Annotated in this window: 11 protein-coding genes and 1 pseudogene; 3 read left to right on the forward strand and 9 right to left on the reverse strand. The window is 75.5% G+C overall.

Annotated elements, in window-relative coordinates:
- Positions 1–2: 2 nt before the first annotated feature.
- The 7 genes and pseudogenes from AB0N29_RS15830 to AB0N29_RS15860 form a co-directional block, all read right to left on the reverse strand.
- Positions 3–1,046, reverse strand: a pseudogene (locus AB0N29_RS15830) (glycosyltransferase); the annotation flags it as partial.
- A 43-nt stretch (positions 1,047–1,089) separates the two neighbouring features.
- On the reverse strand, positions 1,090–2,358 hold the full coding sequence (locus AB0N29_RS15835; RefSeq protein ID WP_364868161.1) for a Wzz/FepE/Etk N-terminal domain-containing protein: 1,269 nt from the start codon (positions 2,356–2,358) through the stop codon (positions 1,090–1,092).
- Between the two features lie 28 nt (positions 2,359–2,386).
- Complete coding sequence (locus AB0N29_RS15840) at positions 2,387–3,454, reverse strand: glycosyltransferase (protein ID WP_364868163.1); 1,068 nt, start codon at positions 3,452–3,454, stop codon at positions 2,387–2,389.
- Positions 3,451–4,539, reverse strand: a complete 1,089-nt coding sequence (locus AB0N29_RS15845) for a glycosyltransferase family 4 protein (protein ID WP_364868165.1) — start codon at positions 4,537–4,539, stop codon at positions 3,451–3,453. Before AB0N29_RS15845 ends, AB0N29_RS15840 begins: the two co-directional genes overlap by 4 nt.
- The gene (locus AB0N29_RS15850) at positions 4,536–5,897 is read right to left on the reverse strand and encodes an O-antigen ligase family protein (protein WP_364868167.1); all 1,362 of its coding nucleotides are present in this window, start codon (positions 5,895–5,897) and stop codon (positions 4,536–4,538) included. Before AB0N29_RS15850 ends, AB0N29_RS15845 begins: the two co-directional genes overlap by 4 nt.
- Positions 5,891–6,718 carry a polysaccharide deacetylase family protein gene (locus tag AB0N29_RS15855; protein ID WP_364868169.1) on the reverse strand — a complete coding sequence of 276 codons (828 nt, stop codon included), beginning with the start codon at positions 6,716–6,718 and terminating at the stop codon, positions 5,891–5,893. The genes AB0N29_RS15850 and AB0N29_RS15855 overlap by 7 nt, the downstream gene beginning before the upstream one ends.
- Positions 6,715–8,262 carry an oligosaccharide flippase family protein gene (locus AB0N29_RS15860; protein ID WP_364868171.1) on the reverse strand — a complete coding sequence of 516 codons (1,548 nt, stop codon included), beginning with the start codon at positions 8,260–8,262 and terminating at the stop codon, positions 6,715–6,717. Before AB0N29_RS15860 ends, AB0N29_RS15855 begins: the two co-directional genes overlap by 4 nt.
- Before the next feature lie 21 nt (positions 8,263–8,283).
- Here AB0N29_RS15860 and AB0N29_RS15865 point away from each other — a divergent pair, with 21 nt between their 5' ends.
- Positions 8,284–9,027: a hypothetical protein gene (locus AB0N29_RS15865; RefSeq protein WP_364868173.1), complete on the forward strand. Its 744-nt coding sequence runs from the start codon at positions 8,284–8,286 to the stop codon at positions 9,025–9,027.
- A 2-nt stretch (positions 9,028–9,029) separates the two neighbouring features.
- On the opposite strand, the gene AB0N29_RS15870 is transcribed toward AB0N29_RS15865, so the two are convergent.
- Positions 9,030–10,148: a hypothetical protein gene (locus AB0N29_RS15870; protein ID WP_364868175.1), complete on the reverse strand. Its 1,119-nt coding sequence runs from the start codon at positions 10,146–10,148 to the stop codon at positions 9,030–9,032.
- Between the two features lie 110 nt (positions 10,149–10,258).
- Between AB0N29_RS15870 and AB0N29_RS15875 the strand changes: the two genes are divergently transcribed.
- Positions 10,259–11,299: a GNAT family N-acetyltransferase gene (locus AB0N29_RS15875; RefSeq protein ID WP_364868177.1), complete on the forward strand. Its 1,041-nt coding sequence runs from the start codon at positions 10,259–10,261 to the stop codon at positions 11,297–11,299.
- A 7-nt stretch (positions 11,300–11,306) separates the two neighbouring features.
- Here AB0N29_RS15875 and lepA read toward each other — a convergent pair whose 3' ends face one another.
- Complete coding sequence (gene lepA, locus AB0N29_RS15880) at positions 11,307–13,193, reverse strand: translation elongation factor 4 (protein WP_364868179.1); 1,887 nt, start codon at positions 13,191–13,193, stop codon at positions 11,307–11,309.
- A 98-nt stretch (positions 13,194–13,291) separates the two neighbouring features.
- Between lepA and AB0N29_RS15885 the strand changes: the two genes are divergently transcribed.
- Positions 13,292–14,230, forward strand: a complete 939-nt coding sequence (locus AB0N29_RS15885) for a sterol desaturase family protein (RefSeq protein WP_364868181.1) — start codon at positions 13,292–13,294, stop codon at positions 14,228–14,230.
- Positions 14,231–14,249 lie beyond the last annotated feature (19 nt).

A 14,249-nucleotide genomic window follows, 5' to 3' on the forward strand; every position in this document is an offset into this window, starting at 1 on the left:
TCCTCCACGTGGAGCCGCCCGGCCCAGCCCTCGTCGGTCGTCTGCTCGGGTGACTGCAGGCGGTAGACCACCGCGTCGGCCAGCGCCGACGCGTCGCCCTCGGGCACCAGCTGGCCGGCGTCGTCGGGCACGGCCTCCTCGATGCCGGGGATGGCGGTGGCGACCACGCTGCGGCCACACGCCATCGCCTCCAGCGGCACGAGCGGCATCCCCTCCCAGCGGGAGGGGGCCACGACCACGTCCGAGGCGGCGAACCACAGGGGCACGTCGGTGCGCGAGCCCACCAGCAGGACGCCGGCGAGCCCGGCCGCGCGCCGCTCGAGCTCGGCGCGGTCGGGGCCGGACCCGACCAGCACCAGCTGGGCGTCCGGGACGCGCTCGCGGATCGAGGGCCAGGCGTCGAGCAGCACGTCCTGACCCTTCTGCCGGGTCAGCCGGCCCACGCACACGACGGTCGGGACGTCCGCCAGGCCGAGCCCGCTGCGCGCGTCGTCGCGCTGCTTGCGTCCCTGCACCTCGAGGCGGAGGAGGTCGGCGCCGTTGGCCAGCACCGCCGTCGGCGCCTCCACGCCGACCTGGACGCCCGCGAGCCGCTCCGCCTCGCTCACGCAGACCAGGCGGTGGGTCCAGCGCGCCGCGAGCCGCTCCCAGTGCTCGGTGGCGCGGCGTACCGCACCCTCGGCGGCGAGGAAGGACCACGCGTGCGGCTGGAAGACGGTGGCGCGCCGGCCGCGCACGGCCAGTCGGCCGGCCAGGCCGGCCTTGGCGCTGTGCAGGTGCACGACGTCCGGGTCGACCTCGGCGAGGATCCGCCGCAGGTCGGCGGTCTCGCGGAGCACCGAGGGGCCCGGGCCGCGGGTCGCCTGCCACCAGCGCACGTCCGCGCCCGCGGCCCGCGCGGAGTAGCCCAGCCACCCGTGGGTCGGGCAGATGACGGTCACCTTCCACCCGCGCCTCAGCTGCTCGCGGATGTAGGCGTACTGCACCACGGCCACGCCCTCGCTGGAGGGCTCGGACACGTGGGCCACGTGGAGCCGGCGCCGCATCCCGCCCCGGGGCTGCGCCGGTCGCCTGCTCACGCCGCCCTCCTCAGGTCAGCACCCGCTCGGCCCGGCGCCCGACGAGCACCGCTCCGAGCAGGCTGGCGCCGACCGAGCGCACCCGGTCGGCGTGCGCCCGCAGCGCCTCCGCCGAGACCTGGCCCTCGGGGACGACCATCAGCAGCGCGCCGCGGGCCGCCATCACCCGGGCGTCGTCGCAGGTCTCCAGGGCGGGCGCGAGCACGATCACGACGTCGTACGCCGCCTCCGCCTCGGCCATCCGGTCGGCGAAGACCGTCTCGAGCATCGACTCGTGCGGCTCGGCACCGGCGTCGCCCGCGGGCAGGACGGCCAGCAGGTCCACCGGCCCCGGGCTGACCGCCCGGCCCAGGTCGGTGCCGGCCAACACGTCGAACAGGCCGGGGGTGTCGGGCTCCGCGGCGATCGAGCGCCCGTGGCGGGGCCCCATCCGGCCGTCGACGAGCAGGACGGTGCGGCCGACGTTGGCCAGCGAGATGGCCAGGTTGGCGCCCAGCCAGACGTTGACCTCGCCGGGGGTCACCCCGGCGACGACGACGCGGCTGACGGGGCTGCCCGCGGCCTGCGCCTCGAGCGCGATCCGCAGCTGGCGGAAGACGTCGGCGGCGGCCGTGCCGGGGTAGAGGGCGGGCAGGGTGGTGGGGTCCCGCGGCACGGGGACGTGGCCGAGCAGCGGGGTGTCCGTGGCGTCCTCGAGAGCAGCGCCGTCGACGACGGTGCTGGTGCGGCGGTCCCGCGCGACGGCGGCGGCCACGGCCAGGACGATGGCCAGCGCGGCGCCCACACCGATGGCCAGCAGCAGGTCGGGGCTGCTGTAGGTCCGCGGCGCCTGCGCCTCGTTGGTCTGGGTGAAGAGGAACGCGTTGGCGCTCGGGTCGTAGTAGGGCAGCGTCATCGCCACCTGGTTGGCGAGGTCCGCGGCGACCTGCGGGTCGGCGTCCTCCGCGACGACCTGGATCAGGATGGTTCCGCCGACCCACTCCCCCGACACCGCCGAGCGCAGGTCGCTGACGTCGCGGTCGACGTCCAGCTCGCCCTGCACCTCGGTGAGCAGCTCGCGGCTGCTGGCCAGCTCGGCCAGGGTGCCGCGGAGCGCGTCCAGGTCGTCGGGCGACTCGGACGTGCCCGGGTCGGCGGTCGCCGCCAGCACGGCGGTGGCGCGGTAGGTCTTCGGCGCCAGCGAGACGCCCACCGCCACGGCGCAGCCGGTCAGCAGCAGCACGAGCAGGACGAGCAGGCGTTGGCGCCACAGTGCGCCACCGATGTGGTGCAGCTCCATCAGGATCCCCCCAGGATTTCCATGCGATTCAGATCAGGTCTCGGTAGATCGCGTCGTACGACGCCCGCATCGCCACCGGCGAGAACCGCCGGTCGACGAGCGCGGAGGCCGCCGCGCGCAGGTCCGACCGGCGGCCGGGGTCCTCGAGCAGCCGGCGCACCGCCGATGCCCAGGCCTCGGGCGTGGCGGGGTCGACCAGCTCGACGGCTCCCGCCAGCGAGACGAGCCCACCGACCGCGGACGCGGCGACCGGGACGCCGGCCGCCATCGCCTCGAGCACCGAGACCGGCAGGCCCTCGCGGTCGCTCGGGAGCAGCACCAGGTCGGCGGCGGCCAGCAGCCGCTCGACGTCGCGGCGGTCGCCGAGCAGGCGCACCCGGTCGGCCACGCCGGCGGAGGCGGCACGGCGCACGAGGTCGGCACGACCGGGGCCGTCCCCGGCCAGCAGCAGGACCGGGGCGCCGGGCAGGCTCCCCCACGCGTCGACGACCAGGTCGTGCCGCTTCGGCGCGACGAGCCGGGCGACGCAGACCGCCACCGGCACGTCGGCCGGGAGGCCCAGCGCCGCGCGTGCGGCGGCCCGGGCCGGCGGACGGGGCAGCGGCGCGGCGTTCTCCACGACGCGCAGCCGGGCGTCCGGGAGCCCCGCGTCACGCAGCCGGTCGGCCACGTGCTCGGAGACGGCCACGACGACGTCGGCGCACCGGTCGAGCACCCGGACGGCGCGGGCGTAGTCCGGCCCGGCCAGCCCGTGGACCGTCGCCACGACGGGCGGCGTCGACCGCCGGGCCGCGTGCACGGCGAGGTGGGCGGCCAAGGTGGCGCGGACGTTGTGGGTGTGCAGCAGGTCGGCCGGACGGTCCCGCAGGTGCCGGCGGAGCCGGGCACCGGACCGGGCGAGGGCGGGAGCGCTGGGGCTGCGCAGGGGCAGCGGCACGAGGCGCGCCCCGCGGACCGCGAGGTCGCCGGTGCGCCAGCCACGGTCGCTCGCCACCGCGACCTCGTCGCCGCGCCCGAGGCGGTCGAGCGCGAGGTCGGCCACGACCGCCTCCGCGCCGCCCGAGCCCATCTCGGCGATCACCATCAGCGTCCTCATCCGCGGACCTCCGCGTAGACCCGCTCGAGCCCGTCGACGCAGCGGTCCAGGGAGAACGACTGCTCGACCCGGTCCCGGGCGGACCTCCCCGCCCGCTCGCGCAGCCCGGCGTCGCCGGCCAGCGTCCGGAGGGCGGCGGTGAGGGCCGCGGCGTCGTCGGCGGGCACGAGGAGCCCGTCAACGCCGTCGCGGACCACCTCCGGCACGCCGCCCACGGCGGTCGCGAGCGCCGGCAGCCCGCACGCCATCCCCTGGAGGAGGGTGAGCGGGAGGTTCTCCGCGGCGGAGGTTAGGGCGAGCACGTGCGCGCGGGCGTACGCCGGCGCCGGGTCCTCCAGCCAACCGGTGAGCTCGACCCGACCGGCCAGGGCCGGCTCGGCCGCGCGCCGCTCGACCAGGCCGCGCTCCGGGCCGTCGCCGACGACCAGTGCCCGCGCGTGCGGCACGGCGGCGAGCGCGTCGAGCAGCAGGCCCACCCGCTTCACCCCGCCGAGCACGCCGCTCCACAGGACCGTCACCGGCCCCCCGGGCACGGGCGCCGGCCGCCAGCGGTCCGGGTCGACGCCGTTGTGCACCACCGACACGGCGCGCTCGGGCAGGCCCACCCGCTCCACGGCGTACGTCGCCACGGCGGCGCTGGGCACGACGACCCGGGCCCGGGCCCAGCGGGTCACCAGCCGCTCGCCGGTCAGGTAGTAGAGCCGGTCGCGGCGCCGGCGCCCGGCGGCCCGCATGTTGCCCGGGACCAGGTCCGAGAGCCCGTCGGGCACCCCGTGCAGGGTGTAGACGACCGGCGCCGCGAGCACAGGCGCCGCCAGCCGGGCGAGCCAGCCCGCCCGGCGGTCGTGCGCGTGGACGACGTCGGCGCGCAGCGCCCGCAGGAGCGCCAGCGCGTCGCGCGCACCCCGCCCGTCGGTCTTGCCCGCGACGGTCGTGGCGTGCCAGGTGACGCCCGGGGCGTCGACGGGCCGCGGGCCGAGCACGTGGCTGTCGACCCCGCGGCGGGCCAGCTCGGTCGCCACGTCGACCGCATGGTCGACCGGGCCGCCCGTGCCCTGGGTCAGGACCTGCACGACGCGCGTCACGACCGCACCTCCCGTGCGAGTCCCGCACCGAGGGCGCACAGCAGCCACAGCGGGAGGAAGTACTGCTCGGTGACGAACACCGCGGCGACCGCCGTGCCCGCCAGCGCGACGCAGACCGCGCCCGCCAGCCGGTCACCGCGGGCCACCCGGCCCGAGCGGGCGGCGAGGTAGCCCGCGGCCAGGAGCACGAGCAGGGCGGCCAGCCCGAGCACGCCCAGCTCGGCGGCGGTCTCGAGGTAGGTGTTGTGCGCGACGTCGAGGTCGTGGTCGACCGCGTCGGGCAGCCGGTCGAGGTGCTCGCGGTGCTCGAGGGAGAACGAGCCCGGCCCGTGACCCAGCACCGGCGCCTCGAGCGTCATGTCCGCGGCGGACTCCCACAGGTCGAGGCGCTCGGAGACGTTCTGGTCCGCGACGCTGCCTTTCTGCTCCAGGCTCGTCTCGACCAGGTGGGGGACGGTCGCCAGCGCGAGCGCGACCGTGGCGCCCCCGGCGAGCACGAGCGCGAGGACCGCCCGGCCGGACAGCTGGCGGGTCAGCACCGCGATCCCCACGGAGACGGCCAGGCCCAGGAGCGCACCCCGGGAGAGGGTGCCGATGAGCGCGGCGAGGCTGACGACGACGGCGACGTCGTACACCCACGCGCGGCGCGCGCCGACGCGCAGGGCGGTGCCCAGCGGGATCGCGGCGAGCAGGAAGAAGGCGAGGTCGTTGGGGTCGCCGACCGGGCCGCTGACCCGCCGGTCGGCTCCGACGGCGTAGGTCACGATCCCGCAGACGGACGCGGCGGCACAGGCGAGCACGTAGGTGCGGGCCACGGCGCGCGGCGGCACCGGCCCGCGCATCGCGTCAACGAGGACGAGGAGCACGACGACGAAGCCGGCCCAGCGGGCCAGCACGGTGGCACCGGTGGTGCCGTGGGGGTGCAGCACCGTCGAGGCGAGCAGGAGCACCACCAGCACGAGCGTCGCGGCGAGCACCGCCGACCGGCCGCTGCTGCGGGCGCCGGCCATCGGGTGCGTGGCCCCGCGGAGCGGGCCTTGGCAGCGGCGTACGACCCAGGCGGCCACCAGGACCACGGCGAGCAGCTTGGTCAGCCGCGGGTCGACCAGCGCGAGGTAGTCCTCGAAGACCGCGGTCGCCACCACGGCCAGCGCGGCCCACTCCAGGCGGACCAGGAGCGCCGTCCCGAGCGCCAGCGCCGTTCCGCCGACGAGCGCCAGCGAGGGGGCGTAGCCGACCGCGAGCCCGCCGAGCACGGCGAGGAGCAGCGGGAGCACGACCGTCCCGGCCGTGCGCGGCCGGGTGTCGGGGGCCGGCCGGCGCAGGCCGAGGGCGAGCGCGACGTCCTGGGTCACCATGCCGGGCCCCCGCGGGCGCGCCAGCGGTCCAGCGGGCGGAGGAAGGTGTACGCGCCGTCGAGGACGTGCCGCAGGTCGGTGGGGTCCGTGGGCACGAAGGCCCGGCGCAGCGAGAGCGGGTCGACCCGGCCGGTGTTGAGCCCGCGGTCGACCGTGACCCCGACGCGGTAGCCCGCCCGGGCGGCGGCGGCGCGCACCCGCGCGTCCCAGCCCCCGGTCGGGTAGGCCAGCGACCGCACCGGTCGGCCGAGCAGGTCCTCGAGGACCGCGCGCGACCCGGTCAGCTCCTGCTCGAGCGTCCGGTCGTCCAGGGCCGGCAGCCACGGGTGGGTCACGGTGTGCGAGCCGATGTCCAGCCCCTCGGCGGCGGCCGCGAGGAGCTCCTCGGCAGTCGCGGTCCGCAGCCGGCCGCTGCGGCAGGGCGCGGACTCGTGGGCGTCCCACGGGAACCGGTGGCCGCTCAGGGTGCCGCTGACCACGAACAGCGTGGCCGGCAGCGCGCGCTCGCGCAGGAGCGGCCAGGCCGTCCCCACCACGCTGGCGTAGCCGTCGTCGAAGGTCAGTGCCACGGCACGCGCGGGCAGCGTGCCGTCCTGCAGCCGGGCGACCGCGTCGTCCAGCGGCAGCACTTGCGCGCCCCACCGCTCGAGGGCGTCGAGGTGGCGGCGGAAGTCGTCGGTGCCCGTCGAGAGGCCGTCGGAGGTGCGCCCGTCCACCCGGTGCCACCCGACGAGCGTCAGCCCGGGGGTGGTCGCCACGGCACGTCCGGCGAGCACGACCGGGCGGAGGACGGTGGCGACGGTGCGGGTCCCGGTCCTCACTGCGACCTCCTCAGCAGCGCGGCCGCCGCCAGCAGGCGGTGGCGGTCCAGGAGCCACAGCGGGCCGGCGTACGCCGCGAGGCCGGTCACCGCGAGCAGCGCGAGCGTCGCGGGGCTGGGCACGAGGTCGCCGAGCAGTGCCCGCACGAGCAGCACGGCGGCGGCGAGCGCCAGCGCGCTGAGCGCGGCGGGGCGCAGGGCGACCGCGAGGTCGCGCAGCGAGAACCCGCTCACCGTCCGCCGGGCCAGGCCGAGGGCCAGCGCGGCGACGACCGCCGCGACGGCGGCCTGCGCGGCCGCGACCACGGTGATCCCGCGGTCGACGACCACGAGGAGGGCACCGACGAGCAGCACCAGGTGCGCCAGGCGCAGCCCCAGCGCCAGCACGGGTCGGCCGGCGGCGTTCACGGCGGTCTGCACCAGCAGGCCGATGCTCAGCAGCGCGGCGTACGCCGCCAACCAGGCCGCTGCGGGCACCGCCGGCGACCACTTCTCGCCCAGCACGACCAGGTGGTCGGAGACCAGCGCGATGCCCAGGCACAGGGGCGCCACGAGCGTGGTCGTCACCGTGGTCACCGAGACGACCGCTCGGCCAAGCTCGGGCCCGCGCACCCGGCACAGGTAGGGGAAGGCCGCTCCGGTGACGACGACGACGATCATCAGGTACGGCATGAACGCCAGCCGGAAGGCCAGGGAGTACTGCCCGAGCGCCACCGTGCCGAGGACCGCGGAGACGACCACGTAGTCGATGTTGAGCTGGACGAGCTCGAGCAGGTGGGTGCCGGCGAACGGCCCGCCGTACGACAGCAGCCCGCGGGCGTCCTCGGCGTCCCAGCCGGGCAGCACCGGCGGGTGCACGCACCAGGCGAGCAGCAGGGCGAGGACCGCCTGGACGACCTGCCCGGCGACCAGGGCCATCACCCCGGACCCCTGGACGACGAGCGCGATCGCGACCACCGCACCGACCACCGCGGCGACCGCGTCCGGGATCACCCGGCGCAGGAAGCGCAGCTCCCGGCGGAGCAGCTCGTAGCTGACCCCGGCGAGCGCGGTGCACGGCAGCACGACGGTCAGGCCGCGGATCACCGCCGCACCGCCGTCGGCCGCACCCAGCGCCGAGGCGAGCCACGGAGCGCCGACCCACAGCGCCGCGGAGATGGCCGCGGCGCAGCCGACGCTGATCGTCGCGGCGGTGCGGGCGGCGCGGCGCACGTCCCCGCGCCAGTAGACCAGCGCGCTGGCCGTGCCCAGGCCGGACACCTGCACCGCGACGTTGGCGACGAGGGTCCCCAACGCCACCAGGCCGAGCGCGGACGGCGCCAGCATCGCGGCCAGCGACAGCAGCACGACGGTCTGCGCGGTCTTCACCACGACGCCGTTCGCCGCCAGCCAGACCACGCCGCGCGCCGCCCGGCCGGCCTCGCCGGTGGCACGCGCCCCGGCGTCCGGACCACCGGGCGCCGTGGGCGCCGTCGCGAGTGCCGGGTCCTGGCCCAGGACCGCGACGCTCGACCGCGGCACGAGCGGCACCACCGGCCGGCTCACGTCGCCCCTACCCTGACCGGCATGGGGGATTCGGGAAGGGTGCTGCGGACCGTGACGGCAGGGGCGTTGGTGGTGGCCCTCACCGGGTGCTCGGCCATCTCCGACCAGCTGGCCGGCGAGGAGGTCGACCCGACCGCCGCGACGACGGCGGCCAGCGCGGGCTCGTTGCTGGAGACCGTCGGCTGGGCCGAGCTCGACGGGCTCGTCTCCGTGCTGGTCCGCAACCCCACCGACCGCGTGCTGCGGCGCGCCGAGGCCGTGGTCACGTTGCGTGACCCGCGCGGCACGGCGCTGGCCTCGACGGCCGTGGCGACGCGCGGCGGCGGCGACGGCTGCTGCACGGTGCGTTCCCTTCGTCCTGGTGCGACGTACGGCGTGTACGTCGGTGTCGACGGTCCCGCCTCGGAGGTGGCCTCCGTGGACGTGACCTACCGCGACGTCTCGTGGTCCGACGGCGCGGGTGTCCCCGAGGTGCGTGCGGAGCCCGTGCGGATCGAGGAGGGTCCGCGCGGTTCGGTGGTCCTGGCCGACGTCACCGCCGACGCCGACGTGCCGAGCGCCGTCGTGCAGGCGGTGGTGACCGACCCCGACGGAGGGCTGGTCGCCGTCGTGTCGGGCACGTGGTCGTGCTTCGCGCCCGGAGGCACCCGACGGATCTTCATGCAGCTGTTCCGTCGGGTGCCTCGGGGCTCGGTCGTCGACTCGGTCGCGGTGCACCCGGACAGCGCGGTGGCCGCCGGGTGCGAGGACGCCTCGGCGTCCTGACCTCAGGAGGTGGCGCGGAAGAGCCAGCCGAGTGGCCGGGAGCCCTCACCCGCGCCCAGCGGCGCGGCGACCGGGTCGCCCCCCGCCGTGGCGGCCGGCCCGGTGGCCCAGTCGGTGACCGGGCGCGGCGGGTCGGTGCCGAGGAAGCTGGTCGCGTTCTCGTCGGCGACCGGCTGCGGGACGCTGACCGCCGCGGTCGAGATGCGACCGATCATCGGCGCCTCCCCGGCGGCGGCCCCCGGCCCACGGTCCTCGGAGTCCTGCCCCTCGTGCTCCCGGCGCTCGTGGTCCCGGTCGGGCACCTCGTCGGTCGGGGTGGCGATCGCGGCGCGCTGCTCGGGCGCAGCGTCCTCGCGCGTGTCCTCCACGACGGGCGCGCGGACGGGCTCGGCGACGGGCGCCTCGACCACGGGTGCCGGTGCGATGACCGGCTCGGTGACCGGCTCGGTGACCGGCTCGGTGACCGGCTCCTCGACCAGGACCGACGTCCGGGCGAGGTCCGAGGCGGGCTCGGCGGCCGGGGCGGGCGCGGCGGGCAGCGCCGACTCGGTCACGGTGCGGAGCTGACCGATCGTCGCGACGACGTCGGCGACCGACGCGTTCGCCCGCTCGAAGGTGGTGCCGAGGTCCAGGACGCCCGACTCGAGGTCGCGCAGCAGGCCGTCGGAGCGGTGCCGGACGGTGCCCAGCGTGGCTATCTGCTCGGCGCGCAGCTCCTCGCGGACCTGGGCCCGCATCTGGTCGAGCTGGCTCTCTGCCCGCAGCCGGATGGCCTCGGCCTGGCCCTGCGCCTCGGCGCGGAGGCGGTCGGCCTCCATCCGGGCCCGCGCCAGGATCCCGTCGGAGCGCTCGGTGGCCTCGCGGACGAGGCGCTCGTACTCGGCCAGCGACTCCGACTGGAGCCGGTCGGCCATGATCTGCGCGTCGACCAGCAACGCGTCTGCATCGGCGGCGGCCGACGCGCGGATCTTGCTGGCGTCCGCCAGCACGTTCTCCGCCTCGCGTCGAGCGGCGAACGCCGCTCGAGCCGCCTCGACCTGCTCTCCGGTGCTGGGCGACGAGCCCGGGCCCCCTGCCCGTCCGTCGCCCACGTTGATGTGGTCGTCCCCCTGCGAAGCCATGTACGTCCCCCAGTACGTGCTCGGTATACAGATGTGAACTGAAGGCTGCCCGGGGTGGTGCAGTCGTAAACCTTCTGCCTGTCCCCCGGCGGTCCCCTACGGTGACGCGCGTGGCAGCCCTGGAGTCGCCGACCGTACGGGTCAGCACCGACCCCCGGGCGTTCTGGGCGGCGTGGCCGCACCTGCTGTCCCAGCAGCCTCATCCGTCCCCGTTCACCCGGCCCTGGTGGGTGCGCCACGTGACGCAGGACACACCGGCACCGCTGCTCATCCACGACGCCGACGGGCCGGTCGGTGGCATCGCGCTCACCTCGCGCCGCCGGCTCGGCGTGGAGGTCCTGCGCCCCGCAGGCCACGGGGTGCCCTGCCCCGACCACGTCGACCTGGTCGCGCTGCCGGGTCGCGAGCAGGACGTCGCGGAGGCCTTCGGGCGGTGGTTCGCCCGGCCCGGGGCGCGGCTGCTGGACCTCTCCGGCGCGCCCGAGCGGTCCCTGGCCGCGGCCGCGCTCGGGGTCGCTGCGCAGCCGGTGGACGTGGCGCCGTACGAACCGCTCACGCGGTCCTTCCTCGCGACCCGCTCGGCGTCCTTCCGGCGCAACGTGCGACGCACCGAGAAGCGGCTCGCCGACCTCGGCGCGCAGCAGTGGACAGCCACCTCCGCGGACGTCGGTGCGGCCCTCGACGCCTTCGAGGCACTGCACCGCGACCGACCCGACCGGGCTCCCCTGCTGCGGGAGATGGCGCGGCTGCGGCCCGCGATCACCGAGGCGGTCGCGTGCGGCGAGGCGAGGGTCGACGTCCTCGAGGTCGGCGGCCGGCCCGCGGCGGTGTCCGTGGCGTTCCTGGTCGCCGGCCGGCTCGCGCTCTACCAGCTGGCGCGCTCGACCGAGCGCCACCACGACGGTGCCGGGACCGCGCTGCTGGTGCGGGTCGTCGAGCGGGCGGCGCTCGAGGGGTGCACGGAGGTCGACCTGCTGCGCGGGGACGAGGCGTACAAGTCCGGCTTCGCCACGCACCGTCGGGTGCTCACCCGGGTGCGCGCCGCCCACGGAGTCCGGGCCCGGGCGGCGCTCCTCGGGCAGGTCGCCGCCCGCGCGGCGGTACGTCGCCTGCGCCGGCTGCGCGGCCGTCGCGGACCGGCGCCGGCCTGACGAGCGGCTACTTCTTGCCGCTCTTCTCCGCCGACGCGGTGGTGGACAGCGCGGCCACGAACGCCTCCTGGGGGACCTCGACGCGGCCGACCATCTTCATCCGCTTCTTGCCCTCCTTCTGCTTCTCCAGCAGCTTGCGCTTGCGGGTGATGTCACCGCCGTAGCACTTGGCCAGGACGTCCTTGCGGATGGCGCGGATGTTCTCGCGGGCGATGACCCGGGCGCCGATGGCCGCCTGGATCGGCACCTCGAACTGCTGCCGCGGGATCAGCTCCTTGAGCTTGCCGGCCATCATCACGCCGTACCCGTAGGCCGCCTCGCGGTGGACGATGGCGGAGAACGCGTCGACCGGCTCGCCCTGCAGCAGGATGTCGACCTTGACCAGGTCGGCGGTCTGCTCCCCGGACCGCTCGTAGTTGAGCGAGGCGTACCCCTTGGTCTTCGACTTCAGCTGGTCGAAGAAGTCGAAGGCGATCTCGCCCATCGGCAGCGTGTAGCGCATCTCGACCCGGTCCTCGGAGAGGTAGTCCATGCCGAGCAACGTGCCGCGCTTCTGCTGGCACAGCTCCATGATCGTGCCGATGTAGTCCGCCGGGGCCAGGATCGTCGCGTTGACGACCGGCTCGCGGACCTCGCTGATCTTGCCGTCGGGGTACTCGCTGGGGTTCGTCACCGTCAGCTGCGTGCCGTCCTCCATGACGACCTCGTAGACCACGTTCGGGGCGGTCGAGATGAGGTCGAGGTCGAACTCCCGCTCGAGCCGCTCGCGCGTGATCTCCATGTGCAGCAGGCCGAGGAAGCCGCAGCGGAACCCGAAGCCGAGCGCGCCCGACGTCTCCGGCTCGTAGGTGAGCGAGGCGTCGTTGAGCTGGAGCTTCTCGAGCGCGTCGCGCAGCTCGGGGTACTGGTCGCCGTCGATCGGGTAGAGACCGGCGTAGACCATCGGGTTGGGGTGCGCGTAGCCGCCGAGCGGCTCGGTGGCGCCGTGGTGCTGGCTGGTGACCGTGTCGCCGACCCGGGACTGGCGGACGTCCTTCACGCCGGTGATGAGGTAGCCGGTCTCGCCGACCCCCAGCTCGCCGGCCTTCATCGGCTCGGGGCTGATCACGCCGACCTCGAGCATCTCGTGGACCGCTCCGGTCGACATCATCTTGATCCGGTCGCGGTGCTTCAGCGAGCCGTCGACGACGCGGACGTAGGTGACCACGCCGCGGTAGGTGTCGTACACGGAGTCGAAGATCAAGGCGCGGGCCGGGGCGTCGGCGACGCCGACGGGCGCCGGGACCTGCTTCACGATCTCGTTGAGCAGCGCCTCCACGCCGACCCCGGTCTTGGCGGAGGTGAGGAGCACGTCCTCGGGGTCGCAGCCGACCAGGTTGGCCAGCTCGAGCGCGTACTTGTCGACGTTCGCCGAGGGCAGGTCGATCTTGTTGAGCACCGGGATGATCTGCAGGTCCGCACCCATGGCGAGGTAGAGGTTCGCCAGTGTCTGGGCCTCGATGCCCTGCGCCGCGTCCACGAGGAGGATCGCGGCCTCGCAGGCCTCCAGCGAGCGGGACACCTCGTAGGTGAAGTCGACGTGCCCGGGGGTGTCGATCATGTTGAGGACGTAGGTGCCGGCTCCGGCCTCGATGTCGTGCTCCGCGGCCGCCTCCTCGGTGACCGTCCACGGCATCCGGACCGCCTGCGACTTGATGGTGATGCCGCGCTCGCGCTCGATGTCCATGCGGTCGAGGTACTGCGCCTTGGCCTCGCGCTCCCCCACCACGCCCGTGAGCTGGAGCATCCGGTCGGCGAGGGTCGACTTGCCGTGGTCGATGTGCGCGATGATGCAGAAGTTCCGGATGATCGCGGGATCGGTGTGGCCGGGCTTCGGCGCAGGCGTCTGGGGCACGGGCTCTTCTCGACGTACGTGGTGGTGAGGACGGACCGGCCCATCCTCCCATGCCAGAACACCTCACCCCGACTCGCCGGATGCGGCAGGATCCCCGGGTGACCGATGTCCTCCAGTCGACCTGGCACTCGATCCCCGACGCGCTGCGGGAGCCGGTCGTGCTGGCGATGCCCTTCTTCCTGCTCTTCGTCGTCGTGGAGGCGCTCGCGGCGTACTTCCTGGAGGACGAGCGCCCCGACGGCAGCCCGCGGTACGACCGGCGCGACGCCGTCACCAGCGTCTTGCTCGGCTCGGTGTCCGTGGTGACGATGGCGCTGTGGAAGCTGCTCGGCCTCGCGGTCTACACGGTGCTCTTCGTGCACGTCGCCCCGTGGCAGCTGCCCGTGGACGCCTGGTGGACCGTCCTCCTGGCGGTGCTCGGCGTGGACTTCTTCTTCTACTGGGCCCACCGCGTCGCGCACCGGGTGCGGCTCGTGTGGGCGACCCACCAGGCCCACCACTCCAGCGAGCAGTTCAACTTCTCGACCGCGCTGCGGCAGAAGTGGAACAACTCCCACGAGCTGGTCATCTGGGCGCCGCTGCCGCTGCTCGGCGTGCCGCCGGCCCTGGTCTTCCTCGGCTTCTCGCTCAGCCTCGTCTACCAGTTCTTCGTCCACACCGAGCGGGTCCGGACCCTTTGGCGGCCCGTCGAGCTGGTCCTCAACACCCCCTCGCACCACCGGGTGCACCACGGCAGCGACCCGGAGTACCTCGACCGCAACTACGGCGGCATCCTCATCGTCTGGGACCGGCTCTTCGGGACCTTCCAGCCCGAGCTGCACCGCCCGACGTACGGGCTCACGTCGCCGGTCGGGACCTACCACGTGCTGCGGCTGCAGACCCACGAGTACGCCGCGATCGCGCGCGACGTGCGGGGCGCACCGACGCTGCGGGCCAAGCTCGGGTACGTGTTCGGCCCGCCCGGCTGGCGCCCGGAGCCGCGCCCGGTCGGCGCGCCCGCGGCCACGGCCCTCGACGACGCCTCGCCGGCCCGGTAGCGCCGGGTGCGCCCGTCGT

This window comes from Nocardioides sp. NPDC092400, from assembly GCF_040684155.1.
Lineage (GTDB): Bacteria > Actinomycetota > Actinomycetes > Propionibacteriales > Nocardioidaceae > Nocardioides.

Bases quoted from the DNA above. Each gene is read 5' to 3' on its own strand.
- AB0N29_RS15835 (WP_364868161.1), bottom strand. From the start codon at position 2,358: ATGGAGCTGCACCACATCGGTGGCGCACTGTGGCGCCAACGCCTGCTC.
- AB0N29_RS15870 (WP_364868175.1), bottom strand. From the start codon at position 10,148: ATGGCTTCGCAGGGGGACGACCACATCAACGTGGGCGACGGACGGGCA.
- AB0N29_RS15840 (WP_364868163.1), bottom strand. From the start codon at position 3,454: ATGAGGACGCTGATGGTGATCGCCGAGATGGGCTCGGGCGGCGCGGAG.
- AB0N29_RS15865 (WP_364868173.1), top strand. From the start codon at position 8,284: ATGGGGGATTCGGGAAGGGTGCTGCGGACCGTGACGGCAGGGGCGTTG.
- AB0N29_RS15850 (WP_364868167.1), bottom strand. From the start codon at position 5,897: ATGGTGACCCAGGACGTCGCGCTCGCCCTCGGCCTGCGCCGGCCGGCC.